The organism is Achromobacter ruhlandii, from assembly GCF_902859695.1.
Taxonomy (GTDB): Bacteria; Pseudomonadota; Gammaproteobacteria; order Burkholderiales; family Burkholderiaceae_B; genus Achromobacter; species Achromobacter ruhlandii.
The window spans coordinates 1-22,096 of record NZ_CADIJL010000047.1; the positions used below are offsets into that span (position 1 = coordinate 1).

Below are 22,096 nucleotides of genomic sequence, written 5' to 3' on the forward strand. Positions count from 1 at the left end.
GCTCGCGCCGCCGGCGGCGCGGACAATCCGGGCCCGGCCGACGACGCCGGCGCGGACGAACGCGCCGGCGCACTGGCCAACGACGGTGACAGCAGGTCCACGAAAAGCGCGTCCCGACGCGCGAGCGGCGGCGGCCCCTGCGGCGCGGGCGCGCGCCAGGCCAGCCAGGCCAGCGCCACGTGCAGGGCGCAAGACAGCCCCGCCGCCCACCACGCGATGGCGCGGCGTCGCCCCACGGTCGGCGGCATCCGCGCGGCGCCCGCCCCGAAAGAAAGCATCACGACGATTCCAGCATCGAATGCGCCATTCTGCGGTTTCGCGCGGTGCCAAAGCCGGTGCTGGCGTGAAGATTTGTGAAGATGTTCGGGGGCGAACAGGACTACCATCAACGTATGTCCGCGATGCAGGGGAAACCCCAAATCTCATCGCGCACGCAGAGGGATACAGTGGTAGCAAGCCATTGCAGGCATGGAGATCATCATTCCGTTTTCCTGGAGACTTCCCGACGTGTTCGTGCGTTCGCCCGACGGTGTGCTGCATCGGGTGGTGCGCCACGCCACGACCACGGAAACCATCGCCAAACTTGAGAGCATTCCCAGCAATACCCACCTGGATTGCGAATGCATGCTCGACAACGGCGAAGCGCTGTCCTGGGTCGGCGGAAACCTGTACCGCCAGGTCAACGGAGGAACGATCTTCACCGCCGAACCCGGCTCCGCGCCCCCCGTGGCGGATGCCCGCAAGAACGCCAAGGCCCGCAACACCCTGCGTGACGCCTACCGCCCCCAGCCCGCGCGCCATCCGCCCGCGGTTTCGAAAAACGTCGTACCATCAGCTGTAGCAAGTCTAAAAACCGGCAACGATTGGAGCCTGATACGCGCCTGGCGCGAGCACCTGAACATCAGCACCGCTGACATGGCTGCCCGCCTGGGAGTGGATCACTCCATCTACATCGAATTGGAACGGCCTCGCCCGCGGCCCCGCCAGATCATCCTGGACCGCATTTCGGAAGCCCTGGGAGTCTCGCCCGACCAGCTCGATGATGCATCGTTAGGAGGACACTTTCATTGACGCCGGGCCCTCGCGGCCCGACCCGGTGGACGTGTTCGAACAACTTTGGCGCCGCGCTGAGAACGGCCCGCGCATGAGAGGTATCCAAAATGCTCGGTACCGCAAGACGATTGACCGATGTCCTGGCCACGGCCCCCGACGGCACGCTGTATCGTATCGAACGATTCGTGTCGGACCCTGACGCCTATTCCGCGCTGGGCACATCCCGCTTCGATCCCCGGACGCACTGCGTCTGCCGCACCAGTTCCGGCGAGAAGGTCGCCTGGCTGGGCGGCCAGGCCTACCAACTGCTCAAGAACGGCCTGAACCTGACGGCGGTGGACCGACGACGTGGCTGACGCCCCTCACCCCCGCCCCGCCTTCCCCGCGAACCGCGCCACGACGAAGTCCACGAACGTCGTGAGCTTGGGCAACGCCTGCCTGTCTTTCGGATACAGCAGCGTGACCGGCCGCGCCGCCGGCCAGTAGGGCCGCAGGATCGGCGCCAGCCGGCCGGCGCGCACGTCTTCGGCCAGCAACAACTCGGGCTGCAGCACGATGCCGAAGCCGGCCAGTGCCGCCTGCCTGAGCGCCTGGCCATTGTTGGCGATGAAACGGCTGGCCGGCGGATAGTCGGACTGCGCGCCCTCGCCGTCGCCATCGCCTTCGCCCAGGCGCCAGCCGGTGCGGCGGCTCCAATGCGAGAAATCCAGGCACTGGTGGCGGGCCAGGTCGGCCGGCGTCTCGGGCGTGCCATGGCGCGCGAGATAGGTCGGCGCCGCGCAGATGATCATCTGATAGCTGCCGATGCGGCGCGCGACCAGGCTGGAGTCGCGCGGCTCGCCGATGCGCACCGCCAGGTCGTAGCGCAAGGCCACCAGGTCTTCGACCACGTCGCTCAGCGCCAGCTCCACGCTCACGTCCGGATAGCGGTCGAGGTAGTCGGCAATTGCCGGCGCCAGCGCGAACGAGCCGAATGAGACCGTCGACGTGATGCGCAGGGTGCCGCGCGGCGCCACCCGCAGCGCCTCGGCGCCCTGTTCGGCTTCGCGGATGTCCGCCAGGATCGTCTTGCAGCGCGTGTAGTAGGCCTGGCCCGCCTCGGTCAGGCTCTGGCGCCGCGTGGTGCGGTTCATCAACCGCAGCCCCAGCCGCGCCTCCAGGCCCTTGATGTGCTTGGCCGCCATGGCCGCCGACATCTCGTGGCGCGCGGCCGCCGCCGTCAAGCTTCCCAGCTCGACCACCGCCACGAAGATCTCCATGCTGAGCAGACGATCCATGAATTACGCACCCTGGGTATGAAGTGTTCCAACCATTCCTGGATTTTTCCACAGGAATGGAAACCGCAGAATGCTTTCATGCGCGGGCGCCCCGTCCGCGCCCCAAAATGAACAGCGGAACTCCCCATGAAGATCCTTCTTATCGGCGCCAGCGGCACCATCGGCCGCGCCGTGGCCCACGAACTCGGCCAGCGCCACGACATCATCGCCGTCGGCAAGACCCAGGGCCAGCACCAGGTCGATATCACCCGCAGTGACAGCATCCGCGCCCTGTTCGAGCGCGTCGGCAAGGTCGACGCCATCGTCTCCACCGCAGGCGCCCTGCATTTCGGTCCGCTGGCGCAGATGACCGCCGAGCAATTCAGGATCGGCCTGCACGACAAGCTGCTGGGCCAGGTCGACCTGGCGCTCATCGGCCAGCATTATCTCAACCAGGGCGGCTCGATCACCCTGACCAGCGGCATCGTCAGCGACGAACCGATACCCTTCGGCGCCAACGCCTCCGCCGTCAACTCGGCCATCGACGGCTTCGTGCGCGGCGCCGCCGTGGAACTGCGGGACGCGCGCATCAATTCGGTCAGCCCGACCGTGCTGCGCGAATCCTGGGGCAGCTACGGCCCCTACTTCCCGGGTTTTGAAGCCGCCCCCGCGGCGCGCGTGGCGCTGGCCTACAGCCGCAGCGTGGAGGGCGCGCAGACCGGCCGCGTGTACCGCGTCTGGTGACTCCCGCCTCGCTCGCCCCTCACCCGGCCAGGTCGCGGTTATAGGTCAGGAATACCCGGTCCCGTTCCCATCCCAGCGATTCGTACAGCGCCTGGGCCGGCAGATTGGTGCGGGCGGTGGTCAGGTCCATGCGCGCGGCGCCGGCCGCGCGCGCATGCGCCTCGGCCCGTTGCAACAGGGCGCGCCCGACGCCGCGCGTGCGCGCCGCCGGCGTCACGAACAGGTCGTACAGCACGAGGATCGGCGCGGCCAGCACCGAGCAGAACGAGGGGTAGAGCTGGCAGAAGCCCAGCACCGCGCCATCCTCGGCGTCCGTGGCCAGCAGGATCACCGATTCGGCCCGCTCCAGGCGCGCCCGCACGAACGCCAGCGCGGCCCCGGGATCAGCCGGCTGCGCGTAGAACTGGCGGTAGGCGTCGAACAGCGGTGCGACGCGGGGCGCATCGGCCATGTCGGCGAGTCGGATATCGATGGCATTCATGATCGCGGCGCAAAGGGCCGACTGTACACTCGACCCGATTCCGGGAGAACCCCTCATGCGCCGTCTCGTCATCCTCGCCAGCCTGGCCGCCGCCGTCTCGGCCACCGCCTGTTCATCGCAACGCGCCTACGATTCCGGCCAGGCCTGGCAACGCAATGAATGCGGCAAGATCCCCGACATGCAGGAACGCCAGCGCTGCATGAACGCGGCCTCGACCTCCTACGACGACTATCGGCGCCAGCGCCAGGACATCCAGAAGTAAGCGGCGTTCCGACCCGGCCGTCAACATCGCCATTCCGGTTCGCGTGCGCTGCCGACCGTGCGCACCGGCCGCGCAAACGAAAACGGCCTGGCGAAAATCGCCAGGCCGTTGCCAGAATGCTTGATGCGCTGCCGCCAGCCGCCGCGGCCAACCCGATGTCAGCCGCCCTTGTTGCCGCCCTTGTTGCCGCCTTTATGGCCGCCCTTATTGCCGCTCTTGTTGCCGCTTTTCTTGCCAGCGTTGTCTTGCGGACCGTGCGTGCCAGCGTTGCCTGGTCGATGTCGTCTTGCCGGCGTTGTATTGCCGACATTATTGTCGCCAAGCGGCGCCGACGGATCGGCGCACTTCGAATGAGGTGGCGCGCCCGGCAGGATTCGAACCTACGACCCCCTGGTTCGTAGCCAGGTACTCTATCCAGCTGAGCTACGGGCGCGCTAAAGAGGCGTGTTTATAGCATGAAGCCGGGCGGGTCCGCAAATCGAAGCGCCGACATGCCCGCACGCCCTTGCGCCGGATCAAATCCCGCGCCCGCATCGCGCGCTACGCTGAATGCGATACAGCCGGCGCAGTGACAGCGGTACGCCGCCACGCGGCGCGCGGCATACCCTGAAACGGCGCCCGCGCAGTCCCATGACGCACCTTCCAAGATGCTCGCGCGCGCCCTGGAGGCAACGGCATGGCCAAGAAGTTTCCCCTGCATCCGAAGCACCCCGAACGCATCTGCTGGGGCTGCGACCGCTACTGTCCCACCGACGCGCTGGCCTGTGGCAACGGCTCGGATCGCACCATGCATCCGGCGGAATTGTTGGGCGACGATTGGTACACCGTGGGCAACTGGGGCCTGGATGACGACGAAGACAAAGGGGCCGGCGCCGGAACCGGCGCGGCGGCAACGCATGGAGCCACGATGCGCTGAGGTGTCGGATCCGGGCGCCGTGCGCGAAGGCGGCGGCCAAAGCATGCCCCCGATCGGCGGGCAACCCATCCCCTCGGCATTCCGGATTCAGCATTCCGGATTCGGCATTTCGGGTCTGACATTCAGGGGCCAACATTTGGCCATGCCTCGGCGCCGCGGCGCGGATGGCGAAAGCCTGCGCCCCGCGCACCCGGTAAACACCTCAAGAATCCGCAAAACGGATCCGCACACCGCTTCCGCAAGCCGCGGTGCAACGAGCGGGTGCAACGAGCGGGTGCAACGAGCGGATGCAACGAGCGGATGCAACGAGCGGATGCAACGAGCGGATGCAACGAGCGGGTGCAATGAGCGGATGCGACGAGCGGGTGCAATGAATGGGTGCAATGAACGGCTGAAATGACCGACAGCAATGAGCGGGAGCAATGATCGGGCCCACGAAGCGGATCCCCGAGTCGGGTGCAACAAATCGGGCGCAACAAATCTGGCGCAACATCCGAACCGACCAAACAAAAAGGCCTTCGATCCGAGATCAAAGGCCTTTTCATTTGTACTGCTTGCAACGATGCCGCGCATCGTTTTTTACCAAGCCAATCACCTGATCATCATCAAGCAAATTGGCGCGCCCGGCAGGATTCGAACCTACGACCCCCTGGTTCGTAGCCAGGTACTCTATCCAGCTGAGCTACGGGCGCGTGAAAAAGCAAGCCTTGAATCATAGCGTTGTTTCGCAAACCGCGCAAGTCGGCTGCCCCCCATTCAGTCAGCTCGGCCCCCTGTCAATGGCATTGCCAACGCCTCTCATTATCATCGCCCTCACGGCGCACAAAGACTGCCGCGGTCTCGGGGGAATCGACGGCCGCTAGACCGCGACGCCCAGCATGCGCAGATAGGCGTCGGCGACGCCGCGCGCGAACGCCGTGGAGTCCGAAAGTTTCGACAGGATCGCGTCGTCGGTCGCGCAGTGCACGCCGGCGTAGATCAGCAACGCCATCATGCGCGGATTGTCGACCCGCCAGGCGCCGGCCGCGGCGCCGGCCCGCAGGATGCCCTGCAGTTGCCGGATCACCTCATTCTCGGTATGGCCCTCGCGTGCATGATGATGCGGATGGGTGAAAACGATGTCGTGCACGCGGTAGGTCCGCAGGTACGTCGCCACATTGGCCTGGACCCAGGCGCGCAGGCGTCCCACCCAATCGTCCTTGGGACACGCATCGACCGCGCGTTCCAGTTGTTCGACGAACTCCCGCACGTAGCGCTCGCCCAGCGCCGCCAGCATTTCCTGCTTGGACGGAAAGTACACGTAGAACGTGCCCTTGGCCACGCCAGCCGCTTCCGTGATGTCGCTGATGGTCGTGGCGTCGACGCCTTTCTCCAGGAACAGCGCCTGCGCGGCGCCCATCAACTCGTCCAGGCGCACCTCGGGCGGCTTGGTGCGGGACGTGGCCGCCTTGCGCGCGGATTCGGTTGCGGGGTTGTCGGTCATTGCTTTCACTCGGATTTCACCCAGGGCACCAGTCTAAGGGAATTTTGCGCGGGCCCGCCCAGCGTACAGCTTTCTGACAGCGGATGGTCACACCGATAGCACGTTGCCTCTCTAGCCTGACGCGTCGTGAATGCCGGCTGTCATCCGGCGACTCCGCGGCGCAATGACAGGGCGCCGCCCCTTTCGCAAGGTCTCTCACCATGTCTGAAAAAGAAAAAGGCGCGATCGCGCAGGAAGCCGCGACGCCCGCGACCACCGAACCCAGGAATACCGATGCGCCCGTGCGCGCCACCCGCCGCGGCTTCCTGACGGGCATCGCCGCGCTGGGAGCCAGTGCGGCCGCCCTGGGCGCGCTGGCCGGCTGTTCCAGCGACGACGGCGACGATGACACGCCGCCCGCCACGCCGCCCACGCAACCCCCGGCGCCGGATCTCACCACGCAGCTGCGCAACCACGTCAAGACCGTGGTGGTGATCTTCGCCGAGAACCGCAGTTTCAATAATCTGTTCGCCAACTTTCCCGGCGTGGAAAAGCCGCTGTCGGCCCTCACCGCCGCCGACTACACGCAGAAGGATCGCGACGGCACTACCTTGTCGGTACTGCCGCCGGTGTGGGGCGGCATGGTGCCCACCTCGCAACAGGCCAACCACGTCACTTATCAGGTGGCCGAGAACGCGCCCTACATGAACAACCTGCCCAACGCGCCGTTCGACCTGCGCGGACCGCAGGGCGAGCCGTTGCCGCAAGGGGTGGTCACGCGCGACCTGTGGCACGTGTTCTATCAGAACCAGATGCAGATCAACGGCGGCAAGAACGACCGCTTCGTCGCCTGGGCCGACTCCGGCGCGCTGGTGATGGGCCGCTACAGCGACTCCGCCTACAACCTGCGCCTGTGGAAGCTGGCCGAGGAATTCGTGCTGTGCGACAACTTCTTCCAGGGCGCGTTCGGGGGCTCGTTCCTGAACCACCAATACCTGGTCGCGGCCAGGCCGCCTTTTTACCCGGACCTGGCCAACGCGTCGATCAACGTCCGCGGACAGATCGCACAATTGCAAAGCGCCGACCCGGCCGACCCCAACCTGCAACCCAAGGCCACCTCGCCGGCCAGCGCCCTCACCGGCGCGCCGCAGTTCGGCGCCAGCGCGCTGACGCCGGACGGCTTTGGCGTGAACACCATGGGCCCGCCGTACTGGCCCGCATTCTCGCGCGATGCCGCCAACCCCACCCAGGCCGACCCGGCCTCGGTCTTCATGGTGCCGCAGACCCACGCCAACATCGGCGACCTCATGAGCGCCAAGGGCCTGGACTGGGCCTGGTACGCGGGCGGCTGGCAGGCCGCGGTGGATTCGACGGCCAACAGCGGCTTTCCGTCGTCGCCCAATTTCCAGGCGCACCACCAGCCCTTCAACTATTTCCAGAGCACCGGCCCCGGCACCGCCGCGCGCGCCGCGCACCTGCGCGACGGCGGCCTGGGCGACCTGTCGTCGACCAATACGTTCCTGGCCGACGCCGAAGCCGGCAAGCTGCCGCCGCTGACGTTCTACAAGCCGCAGGGCAACCTCAACATGCACGCGGGCTACGCCGACGTGGATTCGGGCGACCGTCACATCGCCCACATCGTCGACAGCCTGCGCAAGAGCGCGCAGTGGCAGAACATGGTGGTGGTGATCACCGTGGATGAAAACGGCGGCTGGTGGGACCACGTGGCGCCGCCCAAGGGCGACCGCTGGGGCCCTGGCACGCGCATCCCCACGCTGGTGGTGTCGCCCTTCGCCAAAAAAGGCACCGTCGACCACACCGTCTACGATACCGGTTCGATCCTGCGCCTCATCACGCGCGTGTTCGATCTGCCAACCCTGGACGGCCTGAAGACCCGCGACGACGCGATGAAGGCGCGCGGCCAGCAGCCCATGGGCGACCTGACCAACGCACTGTCCTTCCCCGCCTGAGTCCGCGCGCGGCCCACGTCGGCGCGGGCCGCGCCCTTTCCCCGGTGTCGCGCAGCCGTTTGCCGCCAAGGCGGCGACGGCGGATCGGCCCTTGTCGCGCGCCGCCCCGGCATGCGGCCGCATGCCGGGATTCCTCCCAAGGCGTCCGGGCCGGGCGCGAACCGCCGCGACATGCGAGAATCCCCCATTGCTCCCCGGGGATGGCTCCGCCTTGAAACACCTGCTGGTCGGCCTGGACAGGCTGGACGATTTCGACGACATCATCGACGTGCGCTCGCCGCTCGAATATGCCGACGACCATATTCCCGGCGCCCTGAACGCGCCGGTGTTCAGCAACGAAGAACGCGCCCTGGTCGGCACGCGCTATCGAGAGGCGCCGTTCGAGGCCACCCGCCTGGGCGCCGCCATCGCCGCCCGCAATATCGCCCGCCACCTGGACACCACCTTCGCCGCGCGCCCGCAGGGCTGGCGCCCGTTGATCTATTGCTGGCGCGGCGGCAAGCGCTCCGGGTCCATGACGGTGATGTTCAACATGATCGGCTGGCGCGCGCGCCAGCTCGACGGCGGCTACAAGACCTATCGGCGCGCCACGCTCGATATCCTGGACACGCTGCCGACGGCGCTGCGCTTCGTGGTGCTGACCGGCCCCACCGGCAGCGGCAAGACGCGGCTGCTCAACGCCCTGGCGCAAGCCGGCGCGCAAACGCTCGACCTGGAAGCGCTGGCCGCGCACCGCGGCTCGCTGCTGGGCGCGTGGCCGGGCCAGGCGCAACCGACGCAGAAGCGCTTCGATACGCTGCTGGCGGCGCGGCTGCGCGAGCTCGACGCGGCCCGGCCGGTCTTCGTCGAGGCCGAGAGCCGCAAGATCGGCGCGGTGGCCCTGCCCGCCACGCTGCTGGAGGCGGTGCATCGCGGCGCGTGCGTCGCGGTGACGGCCAGCCGGGAAGACCGCGCCGTCTTTCTGCGGCACGACTATGCACAGCTGTTCGACGATCCAGCGGGCTTGAAATCCCAACTGCTGCGGCTGGTCGGCCTGCACAGCCGCGACACGGTGGCTGGCTGGCTACGCATGATCGACGAGGGTCGCCGCGACGACCTGGCGCGCGCCTTGATCGACCAGCATTACGACCCCGCCTATGCGCGCAGCAGCCAGGCGCACTTCACGCGGTTGCCGCAGGCGCTGCCGGTGGTGTTCCGGCCCAATGACGCCGACGTGGTGGCCCAGGCGCGGGCCTTGCTGGCCGCGCTGGCCTAGTTTTCCCGTGTGGGGCTGCCCGCACGCGCCCCCATCCAGACGCCACGGCGTCGTTGCAAGCGCTCGCGCAAGGCGCGGCGGTCGCCACGGCTTGCACGCGGCCTTGAACTCGCCGAACGAATCCCGCCAGACGCCTGCAGCCCCAGGATAGCAAGCCTGGCGCGGACAAGGTCGGGCCTCGCCCGCCGTGGCGGATCGGCGGCAGCGGCCAGCCGGCCCGGACAACGCTTAGTGCCAAGCACAGAATCCGCGCGCTCGTAGCAGGAATTTTCTGAAAATCCCTCGATAAAACCCGCCAATCCGGTGCGGCCCGCCCGTCGCCAGGGTCTTGTTACGTTTCCTTCGAATCAATACGGCGCATCTAAGAATCGTCTTATTTTTTCGCTCCCCCCGCGAACGCACCATGAAAGCTACTGCCACGTAATCGCCTTTGTCCGATACGCACCAGTACGCTTCAGCGGCTCCTGCTTTTTTCGGTCTGGTTCTGTTCGATGTGTCTGGGTATGCCAAGGCCAAGGGCCAAGGAGCCACCCATGCACTGTTCCCTCAACCCGATCATGCTCGGGCTGCTGGCCATCACCCTGCCGGCCTTCGCCAACCCCGCGCAGGCCGCCGAGCTCGGCCAGGTCATCATCAACGATCCGTCGGGCAGCATTGCCCGCGCACTCGACAACGGCGACACCCTGACCTACGCCGGCAGCGGCGCCGCCCTCGATGTCTCAGTCGCCGGCAACAGCGTGCGCGGCGACCGCGTAACGATCACCGCGGGCTCGGCCGCCACCGCCAACACTCTTGGCGTGCGCGCCAGCGCCGGCGGCAACGTGACGTTGACCGACAGCGTCATCAAGACCGTCGGCGCCGGCCAGAATGCCCACGCGCTGACGGCCACCGGCGCCGGCAGCCTGATCACCGTCGGCGGTAGCGATATTGCCACCCTGGGCACGTACTCGCACGGCGCGTATGCGCAGTCCGGCGGCCGCATCGACCTCAATGGCGGCAGCATCACCACCGCCAACGGCGGCAGCCGCGGCCTGACCGCGACGGGCGCCGGCTCGACCATCGTCGCCCGCGACGTGACCATCGGCACCAACGCCTACAACGCCACCGGCGCCGCCGCCGAAACCGGCGCCAGCGTCACCGTGCAGGACGGCAGGATCACCACCACCGGAAACTACAGCGATGGCGTCAGCGTCAGCGGCGCCAACGCCGTGGTGACGCTGTACAACACCGAGGTCAACGCCGCCAGCGGCGTGGGCGCGCGCGTCGAGGGCGGCCGCTTAGAGATGGACGGCGGCAGCCTGACCACGGGCGGCTCCGCGGTCATGCTCAGCTCCGGCAGCGGTGCGCCCTCCGCGGCCAGGATCCGCAACGCCAGCCTGACCGCCACCGGCGACCACAGCTATGGCATCAACATCAACGCCAAGGACACTTCCGCCGAGATCGAAAACGTCTCGATCTCGGCGCTGGGCGTCTACGGCACCGGCGTCTGGCTGCCGTCCATCGGCACGCGCTTCTCGGCCACCGGCTTCGACATCGCCTCGGCCCACGTGGGCGTGGACAACCGCGCCGGCCAGGTCACGCTGGTCGACGGCCGCATCAAGACCCGCGACGCCAATGCCCACGGCCTGTACCTGTCGCGTGAATACGGCAGCTCGGCCACCATCAAGGCCACGCGGGTCTCCATCGACACCGCCGGCAATGGCGCCGTGGGCGCGCTGGCGCGGCTGGGCGGCGCCGCCATCGAGCTGGACGGCGTCACGATCAACACGCTTGGCGCCACCGCCTATGGCCTGTTCGCCAGCGGTTCGGGCGCCAGCCTGTCGGCGCGCAACTCCCAGGTCAACACCAGCGGCGCGGGCGCCAGCGGCCTGTCCGTCAGCAACCGCGCGGCCGTCACGCTGGACAGCACCGGCCTGGCCATGACCGGCGCCGGCGCCAATGGCATCTGGAGCTACCTCACCGGCGCCGGCCTGAGCAATACCGTCACCTTCCGCAATGGCAGCCGCATCGACACCCAGGACGGCGTCGGCCTGCTCGCCTCGGGCGGCGGCCACACCTTCCTGGTCTCGGACTCGGACATCACCGCGCGCGCTGGCGGCGACATCGACAGCGGCGTGCTGCTGCATTCCCGCGCCGTCACGGTCACCAGCGGCGGCGTGTCCACCGTCATCGAGAGCGAGCAGGTCACGCTGGACGCAAGCAACGCCCGGCTCACCGGCGACGTGCTGGCCGACAGCGGCAGCGTCGATGTCTCGCTCAAGAACGGCTCGGTGCTCACCGGCGCCGTCATACAGCGCGGCACGGGCCTCGCCAATGGCCTGACCGTGGACAACACCAGCGCCTGGAACGTGCGCGGCGATTCCAGCCTGGGCACGCTGACCAACGCCGGCACGGTGGCCTTCACGTCGCCGGCCGGCGCCAGCGGTTTCAAGACCCTGACCGTCAACAACTACATCGGCGGCGGCACGCTGGTGCTCAACACCCGCCTGGGCGACGACGCCTCGCCCACCGACAAGCTGGTCATCGATGGCGGCACCACCTCGGGCAATACCGCGCTGCGCGTCGTCAATGCCGGCGGCAGCGGCGGCCAGACCACCTACGGCATCCGCGTGGTCGAAACCATCAACGGCGGCACCACCACGGCCGACGCGTTCCACCTGGACAGCGGCTCCACCGGCTACCGCGCCAGCGCCAACACCGTCTCGCTCAATGGCTACGACTACAGCCTGGTGCGTGGCGGCAACGGCGGCGTGGCGCCCGATTGGTACCTGACCTCGGACTACACGCCGCCCGTTAACCCGCCCGACCCGGGGGATCCGGCCAAACCGACCGATCCCGGCGATCCGGCGTGGCCCGTGGCCCCGCCCGATCCCGTGCTGCCAGGCGGCGGCTTCAAGAACGTATCGCCCGAAAGCGGCGCCTACGCCGGCAACCGCCTGGCCGCCATGCGTCTGTTCACCCACAGCCTGCACGACCGCGTGCCGGCCTATGCCGACGACGACGCCGACGCGCGCCGCGGCCGCGGTCTGTGGGCCCGCGCGCAGGGCCGCCACGACAGCGGCCTGCGCATGTCCGAGGGCCGTGTCGATGTCGACACCGACAGCGCGATGCTGCAGCTGGGCGGCGACCTGCTCAAGGCCCCGCTTGGCCGCGAGGGCGCGGTGTATACCGGCCTGATGGGCGGTTATGGCGACGCGCGCAGCCGCTCGGTATCCACCCTGATCCAGCCCGGCAGCGGCCAGCGTACCCATGCCCGCGCCCGCGGCAAGGTCTCGGGCTATTCCGCCGGCATCTATGGCACGTTCTACCAGAACGACGCCACCCGCCTGGGCGCTTATGCGGACACCTGGGTGCAGTACGGCCGCTACACCAACCAGATCAGCAGCGAACTGGGCTCGGTGCGCTATCGCGCCAACGTCTGGAGCGCTTCGCTCGAAGCCGGCTATGCCCTCAAGCCGTTCGCCGCCGGCTCGGCCCTGGAAACCCTGGTGGTGGAACCGAACGCCCAACTGGTCTACAGCCGCTACGACGCGCGCGACGCCACGCTGCAAGGCACCCGCATGCGCAGCGGCAACGACGGCGCCTGGCAGTCGCGCGTCGGCGTGCGGCTCTATCCGCAGGCCGCCCCCGCGGCGGCCGGCAAGCCCGCGGTGCGCCCCTTCCTGGAAACCAACTGGCTGCACGACAACGCCAACCCGGCGGTGCGTATGGGCAGCACCACGCTGCAGGCAAAACCGGCGCGCAACGCCTTCGAACTGAAGCTGGGCGCGGAAGGCCGCGTGGGCAAGGCGACGCAGGTGTCGGGCCATGTCTTCGGCGTGGCCGGCAGCGGCAGCCAGCATGGCTACGGCGGCATGATCAACGTCAGCTACCGCTGGTAAGGCAAGGCGCCGCGACCGATGCCAGCCCAGGCCATCCCGCCCGGCCCCGCGCCGGCGCGGCCCGCCTCAGATCTCGGCCAACGTCCTGCGCAACTCGGCCTGCAAGGCCGTGAGCAGGGTCCTGGCCGTATCGCTCAGGCCTTCGGCGGCCAGCCGTTCCTCGGCCTGCTCGGCCTGCTGGTACAGGTCCATCGCCTGCACCGCGGCGAAGCCGCCGCGCATCCGGTGCAGCACCGAGCGCAGGTCGCGCAGGTCGCCACCGGCGTGGGCCTGCTCCAGCCGCGCCAGGTCCTGGGTCATGGTCTGCAGGAAGACGTCGCGATACTTGCCGACGATCGGCGGCGCGCCCCGCGCCGGCGCGGCATTGACAGGCACGGCGGGCGCGGCGGGCCCTTCGCCCGCTGCCGCCGTCGCCGCGCGGCCGGTGCGATGCGCGCGCAGCTGGTTCCACAGCAGGCTGAGCTTGATCGGCTTGACCAGCCAGCTGCTCATGCCGGCCGCCTTGCAGCGCGCCTCCTCGTCCTTGAGCGCATTGGCCGTGACGCCGATGATGGGCACCGTCACGCCCTGCGCCCGCAATGCGCCGGCCAGTTCGTAGCCGTTCATGCGCGGCATGTTGACGTCCGTCAGCACCACGTCGAACGGACCGATGTTCCATTGCGCCAGGGCCTCGGCGCCATCGGGCGCCAGCGTCACCTGGCAGCCCAGCTGTTCCAGCTGGTCGCACATCGTGACCTGGTTGATCGGGTTGTCCTCGGCCACCAGGATGCGCAGATTGAGCGGCGCGTAATGCGGCGCCACGGTTTCCTTGGCGGTGTCGACATCGCCGCTGGCCCAGCGCTCGAGCGCGAAGCCGATGCTGGTGAGATAGTGGCGGTCGGCGCGGTACAGCGCGGCGCCGCGCACGTCGCGCCCGCCCGCCGACACCACCGGCCCCTGCCATTCGGTCGGCGCCGCCGCGTCGCCGGCGATATGCACGTCGACCAGCACGCCGTCGCCCGCCTCTTCCGGCGTCAGGGTCGCCGGCGCGATGCTGGCCTGGGCGCCCCAATAGATCAGCCACTGGCAGATGTTGTCGCTCAGTTCCTTGCGCGCGCTGCGCACGTAGACGCGCAGCCCCTCCAGCCGCGGCGACGGCCCGGGCGGCGGCTCGGCCGTGTCCAGGTCGATGGCGATCGAGAAACTGCTGCCCAGGCCCAATTCACTGGTCACTTGGATGGTACTCCCCATCAATTCCGCAAGACGGGCGCAGATCGACAGGCCGATGCCCGCCCCCCGCACCAGATGCGATCGGCTATCGATCTGATAGAACGGTTCGAACAGGCTCGCCTGGTTCTCGGCGCTGATGCCGACGCCGCTGTCGACCACCTGGAAATGCAGGCGGGTGCGCGCATCCGGCAGGGCCTCGGCCCGCAGGCGCGCCACCACGTGGCCGGAATCGGTGAACTTGATGGCGTTGTTGACCAGGTTGTTCAGGACCTGCCGGATGCGCCCGCCGTCGCCCACCACCCAGGCGGGCGTCGAGGTGTCGACGCAGCTGTAGATGACGAGCCCCTTCTGCTCGGCCATGCCGGCGTACGAGGCAATGCAGTTCTCGACCAGCTCGCGCGGATCGAAGCCGTCCATTTCGAGGGCCAGTTGGCCGGACTCGATCTTGGTGATGTCGAGGATGTCGCTGATCAACTGCTGCAGGATCACCGAGGAATCCTGGATGCGGTCGACATGGCGGCGCTGTTCGTCGTCCAGGTGGGTCAGGGACAGCACCTCGAGCGTGCCGAGCACGCCATACAGCGGGGTGCGGATCTCGTGGCTCATGGTGGCCAGGAAGGTGGACTTGGCCTCGTTGGCGCGGTCGGCCTGCTGCTTGGCCTGCGCCAGCGTGCGTTCCATCTCGGCGCGCGCGCTGATGTCGGCGAAGGCGCACAGCACCACGTCCTGCTTCTTGTAGCGGGTCGGCGCGAAGGCGACGAACAGCGGCCGGCCCTCGTGGGTGCGGAAGGTCTCGATGGTGCCGGGCCGGGTCGCGCCCAGCACCTGGCGCAACAGCTTGTTGGCCTCGGGCGAGTCGTGCGGTTGTTCGCCCACGCCGATGCCGAGCCATTGGTTCGCCAGCGCGTTGCTGAACACCACGCGCCCCTCCAGCCGCGACAGCACGCACAGCGCGACCGGCGCCGTGTCGAGCACGGTGCGGTTGAATTCCTCGCTTTCGACCATGTCCAGGTGGGCGACCTCGGCGGGATGGATCACGCGCCGGTTGTACCAGAGCAGGTAGCCGGCGCCGGCCGCCAGGCCCAGCGCGAGCATCAGCAGCACCGTCAGCGGCAGCCACATGTTGGCGCGAAAGAAGCTGCCGTAGTTGAGCTTGTAGTAGCCCGTCCAGGTGCCGCTTTTGTCGGCGATGCGCAGCACCAGGCCGTCGCCGCCGAAATGAAAGCCCGCCTGCGCGACCTGCGGCGGCGCGCCTTCGCCGAACAGGATGGCCTTGCCCTGGTGCTGCAGCCAGAACTGGTCGTACAGGGGCATGTTCAGGACCCGCTCGGAGATGCTGACGCGGCCGCGGTTCAACAGCGACACGGCGTAGACGTTGCGGCGCGTGGCGATGGTGCCATCGCGCGCGTTCAGCGGCAGCATCACCGGCAGCATGCCGATGATGTCGTCGGGCAGGTCGGCGTCGCGTAGCCACGTCACGCGCGGGCCCTCGCTGCCGGAACGGTCCTCGGGATCGGTGCCGCCGGCGGCCTGCTGCACCGCCTGGACCACCGCCAGGAAGGTGTGGCGGGTCAGCGGCTCGTAGCCGGACACCGTGGAAATCGCCGGCACGCTCAGGCTGATCTGCTGGCTCGGGGAAATGATGAAAAGCGGCGCCGCCGGATACACCGAGGCCGCCCAGCGCGTGGAATAGAAGTCCGACAGGTAGCCGCCGATGCCGGTGAATACGCCGTTGCTCACCGGGCAGGCGTCGGGGCTCTGGCACAGCAGCGAGAACGGCATGGCGGCGATCGCGTGCTGGCCATCGAAGAAAGCCCAGGAAGCGCGGTCGAAACCGCTGGTCTCGCGGACCGGCGTGGGCGCCACCAGCCGCTGGCCGTCGGGATTCAGGCCCTGCGCGTACAGCCCCTGCAGCACGGTCTCGTGGGCATGGATGTAGCCGACCAGCACGGTAAAATCGACGCGCAGCTTTTCCTCTTCCTGCTGCAGGATGCGCTGACCGCCCCAATAGAGCACGCCGCCCAGCGCCAGCAGCAATGGCAGGGCGCCGAACAGCGCGATGTTCAAACGACGGGACGCTCGGATGACCTTGATGAGCGGCGTATCCAGTTTCATAGGTGCTTCAGTGTCCATGGGCGCCATGTCGCCGGCGTGCCGCCGGTCTTTCCGCGGGGGTGGCGCGCGGTTCGCCCTGGCTCGGTTCGTTGGCCAGCAATTCGTTGAACGCCGCCAGGTCCACGGCCGCCGAGATCAGGAAGCCTTGCACGCAGTCACAGCCGATGCGGCGCAGGAACTGCAGGTCTTCCATGGTTTCGACGCCTTCGGCCGTGACCTGCAGCCCCAGCTGCCGCCCCAACTGCACCGACGACACCAGCGCGGCCGCGCGGACCTCGTCCTTGGTGACGCCGTGCACGAAGGCGCGGTCGATCTTCAATTCCGTGAACGGCGTGGAGATGAGGCTGTACATCGAACTATAGCCCTTGCCAAAATCGTCCTGCGACAGACCGAACCCCTTCAGCCGCAGCCGGCTGGCGCCCATGTAGTAATTGCCGGGCACCACCGTCATGTCGTCTTCCAGGAGTTCGAATGTTACGTCCTCGGCGGGAATGCCGCTATTGGTGACCAGGTGATGCAGTTCGTCCGGCAGCTGCGGGCGGTCCAGCAGGCTGACGGGCAGGTTGATGGAGACCGGCACGCGAAAGCCGCGCTGGCGCCAGGCACGGTAGGCGGCCAGGCTGTCCTCCAGCATGCGCGTCAGCAGCTCGTAGTCCAGGCCGTACTCGCGCAACGTGCGCAGGAACGAGCCCGGCATCATCAGGCCCAGCCCCCGGTGCTTCCAGCGCACCAGCGCCTCGGCGCCCACGATGGCGCCCGAGGCCAGCGACTTCTTGGGCTGGAACCAGGCCTGGATGCTGCCGTCGCGCAGGGCGCATTCGACGCTGGCGCGATCCAGCAGGTCGCCGGTGTCGCCAGGGCTGGCCAGCGCCCCCGGCGCCTCGGCCGGCGGGCGGCGCTGCAGGCGCTCGGCCAGGCCCGCGATCTGCTCGCCGGTGATGGGCTTGACGAAGGTGCCGAGCATCGAGAATCCGTTCTCCTTGGCCATCAGGCCGACGCTGTTGGCCATGCGGCGCGAACACGCGGTGACCACGGCCAATATCGGCCGCAGGTTCAGGCGGGCGAGTTCGTGGATGAACTGGACGCCGTCCATGCCCGGCATGCGGATGTCCATGAGCACCAGGTGGTAGCCCTCGGCGCGGATGCGGTCGAGCGCCTCGTCGGCGCTTTCCACCGTATCCACGTGACCGAAGCCGGCCTGCCGCAGCAGGTCCCGCAGGTGCAGGCATTGCAAGGCGTGGTCGTCCAGGACCAGCACTTTGTAGTCTGAAAGCTGTTTCACGTCATATCCTTTGCGACGCCGTGCAGGGTCTGGGCCAGGACCATGAACGGCAAGGGCTTGCACAGCACCTGGTTCATGCCCGCGGCCACCCCGCGCTGCGCGATCTCGGCGGCCGAACTGGAGGTCAGGCCGATGATGGGACCGGCGTGGCCGCCGTCCCGCAGGGCCCGCGTCAGCTCATAGCCATTGACGACAGGCATGTTCAGGTCGGTCAGGACCAGGTCGAACGGCTGGCCGCGCCACAGCCGCAGCGCCTCGTCGCCGTTGCTGGCCAGGGTCGCGACGCAGCCCAGGTGTTCCAGCTGCTCGCGCAGGATCAGCTGGTTGATGACGTTGTCCTCGACCACCAGCACCCGCAGGCCCAGCGACCGTTGCGCGCCGCCGTCGGCGCCCAGCGCGCCGCGCTCGACCCCATCCTGCGCCATCTGCACCGCGCGGCAGATGCTGACGGGATTGAAGGCGCTGGCCACGCCGCCAACGGCGTTGGTCATGAAGGCGTCCTGGTGGGCGCCGGGCGCCAGCACCCGCACGCGCCGATGCGGCCAGCGCGGCTCCGGCGTCGACGGCGGCCAGGTCTGCACCAGCACCGCGCCGGCCGGCTCGGCGTCATCGGCGGGCTTGCGGTACGGCAATGCGATCGCGCCGCAGGCATTCAGCCAGCCGCGCACGTTGTCGATCACCTCGGGCACCGCGCCATCCACGTACACCGGCCGCGGCTGCAGCGTCACTGGCGCGGCGCCGTCCGCGTCGTCGGCCGCCAGCGAGAGGCAGAACGAGATGCTGGTGCCCAGCCCTTCCTCGCTGACCACCGCCAGCGTGCCGCCCATCAGGTCGGACAGGCGCCGGCAGATCGTCAGCCCCAGGCCCGTGCCCGCGACGTCGTTGTCCTGGCCCGCCGGCGCGCGGAAGTAAGGCTCGAACAGGCGCGCGCGATGGCTTTCGCGGATCCCCGGGCCGGTATCGGCCACCTGGAAACGCAGGCGCACCCGCCCCGGGCCGTCGTCCGTGGCGCTGGCGCGCAGCACGACCCGGCCGGCCTCGGTGAACTTGACGGCGTTGCTGACCAGGTTGTTGAGGATCTGCAGGATGCGGATGGCGTCGCCCTGCACCGCCATCGGCATGCCGACCTCGGTGACCGCGTAGACGTCCAGCCCCTTGGCGCGGGCCCGCGCCGCGTAGTTCGCCACCACCTGTTCGACCAGGTCGGCCGGCGAGAAAGCGCCGATGTCGAGCTCCTCGCGGCCGGCCTCGATGCGCGACAGGTCGAGCGTGCCGTTGATGGTGCGCAGCAGGGTCGAGGACGATTGCTGGATGGTGCCGAGGTATTGCTCCTGCTGGCCGGTCAGGCCGGTCAGCGCCAGCAGTTCCAGCGTGCCGAGGATGCCGTACAGCGGCGTGCGGATCTCGTGGCTGATGGTGGCGAAGAACATGGCCTTGGACTCGCTGGCGCGGTCGGTGGCCTGCTTGGCCTGGCGCAGCGCGCGTTCGACGTTCTTCTGGGCGGTGATGTCGCTGATGCCGCACAGCACCACGTCCTCGGACTGGTAGGTGGTGGCGGCGCAGGCCACGTAGGCGCTGCGGCCATCGGCCAGCGTGTATTCCTGCCCGCCGGTCTCCGCGCCCGCGCGCAGCAGGGCTTCACGCCAGTGGTCCTGCTCGCCCAGCCACTGGCGCGCGGCCGCGTTGGACAGCAGCACGGCGCCGTCGGTGCGCCGCAGCAGGCACAGCCCGACCGGGGCCACTTCGACGATCTTGCGGTTCAGCGCCACGCTGTCGACCAGGGCTTCGTACTGCCGCAGCGCCGGCCGCACCAGCCGGTTGCGGATGTGGCGCACCGCCAGCAGCACGACCAGGACCAGCGCGACCGCCACGGCGCCGGCGGCCCAGAACGACGCGGCGCCGTCTTCGAGCAGATCGCCGATGGGCACGTAGTAGGCCAGCCGCCAGCCGGCCTCGCCGACCGACTTGACCAGCACCAGCGTCTGCGGCCACCAGCCGTCGCCGCGCAGGTGAAAGGAATCGCGCGACAGGTAGGCAGGGGTTTCGTCGACCCGCGACGGCAGCCTGCCGCCGTGCAGCGCCATGGCGCCCGAGCCGTCGTACAGCGCATAGCCGGCGCCATCGCTGGCGCATTCGGCTTCGACCATGCTGGCCAGGCCGCCCACCTCGAGGCCGATCCAGGTGCGTTCCTCGCCCGCCACGTCGGCCGGGGTGTAGAGGAACAGCCGGTTGGCCTCGTCCATCGGCGGACGCAGCCAGACGATCGGCGTGCGGCCATCGGGGCCAGGCCGCGCGCTGTGCAGGCGCAGGGTTTGCGCCAGCCAGCGCGCGGTTTCCGTGGACATGGGCTCGGCGCCGCCATCGGAACGGACGGGCAGGCGCGTGACGGCGTCGCCGCCGGGCGCGGCGTAGACGACGTGGGCGCGCAGCTGCGCCACGTTGGCGCGGTCGCGCGGTGTGAGGATCAGCGCCCATTCATAGGCGCCGGCGGCATCGACCAGCGGCGTGACGCTGATCTGGCCGGTGGCGCCGAAGGTCTTGGGGGTGCGGGCGACCGGCATGTGATCGGTGTTGCGCACCGCCGAGGCCGCCACCGACCGCAGCAGCGCTTCGCGCTGGTCGAAATACAGCTGGGCGTTGTAGGCGCCGGCGTTCATGCGGCGGCGGTATTTCGAGACCTCGCCGGTGAACGACCAATAGGCGTAGAGCGCCGTTCCCACCAGGATGCATGCCGCGAGCGCCACGGCAAACATATGCAGCAGAAGCATAGGCAGCCCGGGGGCCGCCGCCGTCAATGCTTCCCGGGAACGGGGATTTACGATCATGCGGCTATCGTAGATTTCCGCCCTCGCGGCCAAACCAAGAATATTCTCAAAGCGCGGGGGAGACGAGCTGCGGGCGCGGGCGTCGCGCCGAGTTGGCCGCGCGCGAAGTCACGCTCGAGGGCGCGTGGCGCCGCCCCGCCCCTGCGCCGCGACGCCGGACTCCTCGTCGCGCCGGCGCCACACGGCGGCGGCACGCCATATGTAACCAAATCAAATAATTCAATTCGGAGCGGCGTCAGCCTTGCCCGAGCCGCGCAAACGCCGCCGCCCGCCACGGCCCGCCATCGCCCTATGACGGGGCCGCGTTTTTCCCGAACCCTGCCCCATGGGAACCCCGGAAAAACCGTTTCAGCGCGTCCACATGGGCGCCCCCGGGGTGTGGAATGCGCGCCACACCCCCTCTCGCCATCTCCCCGGGGCGCTGGCATGATGCGGCGCGTAGGGCACCTGTCAAGCATCTGAATAAGGAAAACAAACGTGCGATTCAGTTTTTTCAAGGCCCTGCTGGCCTGCCTGTGCGGCGCCGTGCTGAGCGCCTGCACGACCTGGGACGTGGCGATGATGCGCCACAAGGGCAAGCCCGTGAATGACATCGTGGTCGACTGGGGCGTGCCCGACCGCGTCTATGCCAGCGAAGACCTGCCGATCGGACAACTGGTCTACATGTGGCAGACCTCGGGCGAAGTCTCCTGGGATGAGGCCGTCGGCTCCTTCTACGTGCCTCCGCCCGGCGGCGTCAGCTATGGCTTCGGCTCCAACACCGGCACCATCTACCAGCGACGCACGGGCGTCGCCAGCTGCTACACCATGCTTCACGTCGACGAAAAGGGCATCGTCGTCGGCGGCGAACTGGTCAACAACGGCACGACCTGCAAGATGTGGTGATGGCCGCGCGCCCGGCATCGCGCATGCGCGCCGCCAGCCAGCCTCCCATCGGACAACCCGCAAGAGAATTCCTGATGATGAACATGAAAGCCACTTTCGCCTCCCTGCTCGCGCTGGCCTTGCTGTCCGGCCCGGCCTTCGGCGCCGAGAAGAAGCCCACCGCCGGCGACATCTCCCGCGCCATCGCCTACGCCGACGTCATGCGCGCGTTCGCCTACGCCAAGCAGGCCAATCAATTCAAGGAACGCTACGACAAGATCGGCCCCGGCCAGGATGGCCTGGAAGCCATGACCCACGCGGCCAATCTCATGACCCTGGCCAACCAGGCGATGCGCGCGGCCTGCGCGCGCGAGCCGCACTACGTGGAAAAGGGTATCGAGGCCTTCCGCTGCAGCAAGATCAAGTAGACGGCCCGACCCGGCAGGGTCGAGGCCGCGCACCAGGCCCCGAACCAGGGCTGCCGCGGATCAAGGCAAGCAAGCGAGGCCGACGACCGGCAG

The 22,096-nt window shown here is 68.5% G+C and carries 17 protein-coding genes and 2 tRNA genes; 10 read left to right on the forward strand and 9 right to left on the reverse strand.

What is annotated here, in order from left to right:
• Positions 1-386: hypothetical protein (locus HV742_RS29770; RefSeq protein ID WP_217482432.1), on the reverse strand; the 386-nt coding region annotated here is incomplete at its 3' end.
• An 82-nt stretch (positions 387-468) separates the two neighbouring features.
• Between HV742_RS29770 and HV742_RS29775 the strand changes: the two genes are divergently transcribed.
• Both HV742_RS29775 and HV742_RS29780 read left to right on the forward strand, forming a co-directional pair.
• The gene (locus tag HV742_RS29775) at positions 469-1,071 is read left to right on the forward strand and encodes a helix-turn-helix domain-containing protein (protein ID WP_049072937.1); all 603 of its coding nucleotides are present in this window, start codon (positions 469-471) and stop codon (positions 1,069-1,071) included.
• An 89-nt stretch (positions 1,072-1,160) separates the two neighbouring features.
• Positions 1,161-1,409, forward strand: a complete 249-nt coding sequence (locus tag HV742_RS29780) for a hypothetical protein (protein WP_171905026.1) — start codon at positions 1,161-1,163, stop codon at positions 1,407-1,409.
• A gap of 6 nt (positions 1,410-1,415) precedes the next feature.
• On the opposite strand, the gene HV742_RS29785 is transcribed toward HV742_RS29780, so the two are convergent.
• On the reverse strand, positions 1,416-2,330 hold the full coding sequence (locus tag HV742_RS29785) for a LysR family transcriptional regulator (RefSeq protein WP_175147094.1): 915 nt from the start codon (positions 2,328-2,330) through the stop codon (positions 1,416-1,418).
• Between the two features lie 126 nt (positions 2,331-2,456).
• On the opposite strand from HV742_RS29785, the gene HV742_RS29790 reads away from it, so the two are divergent.
• Positions 2,457-3,053: a short chain dehydrogenase gene (locus HV742_RS29790; protein ID WP_175147095.1), complete on the forward strand. Its 597-nt coding sequence runs from the start codon at positions 2,457-2,459 to the stop codon at positions 3,051-3,053.
• A 19-nt stretch (positions 3,054-3,072) separates the two neighbouring features.
• Here HV742_RS29790 and HV742_RS29795 read toward each other — a convergent pair whose 3' ends face one another.
• Positions 3,073-3,534, reverse strand: coding sequence for a GNAT family N-acetyltransferase (locus tag HV742_RS29795; RefSeq protein WP_100502693.1), 462 nt, complete (start codon positions 3,532-3,534; stop codon positions 3,073-3,075).
• Between the two features lie 55 nt (positions 3,535-3,589).
• Here HV742_RS29795 and HV742_RS29800 point away from each other — a divergent pair, with 55 nt between their 5' ends.
• Positions 3,590-3,796, forward strand: a complete 207-nt coding sequence (locus HV742_RS29800) for a hypothetical protein (RefSeq protein ID WP_049072932.1) — start codon at positions 3,590-3,592, stop codon at positions 3,794-3,796.
• 356 nt (positions 3,797-4,152) lie between these two features.
• Here the strand turns inward: HV742_RS29800 and HV742_RS29805 are convergent.
• A tRNA-Arg gene (locus tag HV742_RS29805) sits at positions 4,153-4,229 on the reverse strand.
• Positions 4,230-4,472: 243 nt separating this feature from the next.
• Between HV742_RS29805 and HV742_RS29810 the strand changes: the two genes are divergently transcribed.
• Positions 4,473-4,712 (forward strand): DUF3079 domain-containing protein, encoded by a 240-nt coding sequence (locus HV742_RS29810; protein WP_054417248.1) that lies wholly within the window; start codon positions 4,473-4,475, stop codon positions 4,710-4,712.
• Positions 4,713-5,327: 615 nt separating this feature from the next.
• Here the strand turns inward: HV742_RS29810 and HV742_RS29815 are convergent.
• A tRNA-Arg gene (locus tag HV742_RS29815) sits at positions 5,328-5,404 on the reverse strand.
• A gap of 167 nt (positions 5,405-5,571) precedes the next feature.
• Entirely contained in the window at positions 5,572-6,195 is a 624-nt protein-coding gene (locus HV742_RS29820) for a TetR/AcrR family transcriptional regulator (protein ID WP_175147096.1), read from the reverse strand.
• Between the two features lie 200 nt (positions 6,196-6,395).
• On the opposite strand from HV742_RS29820, the gene acpA reads away from it, so the two are divergent.
• From acpA to HV742_RS29835, 3 genes are all read left to right on the forward strand, one after another.
• Positions 6,396-8,144: an acid phosphatase gene (gene acpA / locus HV742_RS29825; protein ID WP_217482433.1), complete on the forward strand. Its 1,749-nt coding sequence runs from the start codon at positions 6,396-6,398 to the stop codon at positions 8,142-8,144.
• Between the two features lie 211 nt (positions 8,145-8,355).
• A complete protein-coding gene (mnmH, locus tag HV742_RS29830; RefSeq protein WP_175147097.1) occupies positions 8,356-9,399 on the forward strand; it encodes a tRNA 2-selenouridine(34) synthase MnmH in 1,044 nt (347 codons plus the stop codon).
• A 533-nt stretch (positions 9,400-9,932) separates the two neighbouring features.
• A complete protein-coding gene (locus tag HV742_RS29835) occupies positions 9,933-13,280 on the forward strand; it encodes an autotransporter family protein (RefSeq protein WP_175147098.1) in 3,348 nt (1,115 codons plus the stop codon).
• A 66-nt stretch (positions 13,281-13,346) separates the two neighbouring features.
• On the opposite strand, the gene HV742_RS29840 is transcribed toward HV742_RS29835, so the two are convergent.
• Genes HV742_RS29840 through HV742_RS29850 form a run of 3 tightly spaced genes read right to left on the reverse strand, consistent with a single transcriptional unit; the run spans position 13,347 to position 20,654 of the window.
• Positions 13,347-16,604: a hybrid sensor histidine kinase/response regulator gene (locus HV742_RS29840; RefSeq protein WP_254601299.1), complete on the reverse strand. Its 3,258-nt coding sequence runs from the start codon at positions 16,602-16,604 to the stop codon at positions 13,347-13,349.
• Positions 16,605-16,611: 7 nt separating this feature from the next.
• On the reverse strand, positions 16,612-17,886 hold the full coding sequence (locus HV742_RS29845) for an EAL domain-containing response regulator (RefSeq protein ID WP_059271928.1): 1,275 nt from the start codon (positions 17,884-17,886) through the stop codon (positions 16,612-16,614).
• Positions 17,883-20,654, reverse strand: coding sequence for an ATP-binding protein (locus HV742_RS29850; RefSeq protein WP_175147099.1), 2,772 nt, complete (start codon positions 20,652-20,654; stop codon positions 17,883-17,885). The genes HV742_RS29845 and HV742_RS29850 overlap by 4 nt, the downstream gene beginning before the upstream one ends.
• A 534-nt stretch (positions 20,655-21,188) precedes the next feature.
• Between HV742_RS29850 and HV742_RS29855 the strand changes: the two genes are divergently transcribed.
• Both HV742_RS29855 and HV742_RS29860 read left to right on the forward strand, forming a co-directional pair.
• On the forward strand, positions 21,189-21,596 hold the full coding sequence (locus tag HV742_RS29855; RefSeq protein ID WP_049072923.1) for a hypothetical protein: 408 nt from the start codon (positions 21,189-21,191) through the stop codon (positions 21,594-21,596).
• 74 nt (positions 21,597-21,670) lie between these two features.
• Positions 21,671-22,003 (forward strand): hypothetical protein, encoded by a 333-nt coding sequence (locus tag HV742_RS29860; RefSeq protein WP_049077647.1) that lies wholly within the window; start codon positions 21,671-21,673, stop codon positions 22,001-22,003.
• Positions 22,004-22,096: the final 93 nt, after the last annotated feature.

Excerpts from the sequence above, each read along its gene's own strand:
- HV742_RS29775 (WP_049072937.1), top strand. The coding sequence starts at position 469 with ATGGAGATCATCATTCCGTTTTCCTGGAGACTTCCCGACGTGTTCGTG.
- HV742_RS29780 (WP_171905026.1), top strand. The coding sequence starts at position 1,161 with ATGCTCGGTACCGCAAGACGATTGACCGATGTCCTGGCCACGGCCCCC.
- HV742_RS29785 (WP_175147094.1), bottom strand. The coding sequence starts at position 2,330 with ATGGATCGTCTGCTCAGCATGGAGATCTTCGTGGCGGTGGTCGAGCTG.
- HV742_RS29790 (WP_175147095.1), top strand. The coding sequence starts at position 2,457 with ATGAAGATCCTTCTTATCGGCGCCAGCGGCACCATCGGCCGCGCCGTG.
- HV742_RS29795 (WP_100502693.1), bottom strand. The coding sequence starts at position 3,534 with ATGAATGCCATCGATATCCGACTCGCCGACATGGCCGATGCGCCCCGC.
- HV742_RS29800 (WP_049072932.1), top strand. The coding sequence starts at position 3,590 with ATGCGCCGTCTCGTCATCCTCGCCAGCCTGGCCGCCGCCGTCTCGGCC.
- HV742_RS29810 (WP_054417248.1), top strand. The coding sequence starts at position 4,473 with ATGGCCAAGAAGTTTCCCCTGCATCCGAAGCACCCCGAACGCATCTGC.
- HV742_RS29820 (WP_175147096.1), bottom strand. The coding sequence starts at position 6,195 with ATGACCGACAACCCCGCAACCGAATCCGCGCGCAAGGCGGCCACGTCC.
- acpA (WP_217482433.1), top strand. The coding sequence starts at position 6,396 with ATGTCTGAAAAAGAAAAAGGCGCGATCGCGCAGGAAGCCGCGACGCCC.
- HV742_RS29835 (WP_175147098.1), top strand. The coding sequence starts at position 9,933 with ATGCACTGTTCCCTCAACCCGATCATGCTCGGGCTGCTGGCCATCACC.
- HV742_RS29840 (WP_254601299.1), bottom strand. The coding sequence starts at position 16,604 with ATGAAACTGGATACGCCGCTCATCAAGGTCATCCGAGCGTCCCGTCGT.
- HV742_RS29850 (WP_175147099.1), bottom strand. The coding sequence starts at position 20,654 with ATGCTTCTGCTGCATATGTTTGCCGTGGCGCTCGCGGCATGCATCCTG.
- HV742_RS29860 (WP_049077647.1), top strand. The coding sequence starts at position 21,671 with ATGATGAACATGAAAGCCACTTTCGCCTCCCTGCTCGCGCTGGCCTTG.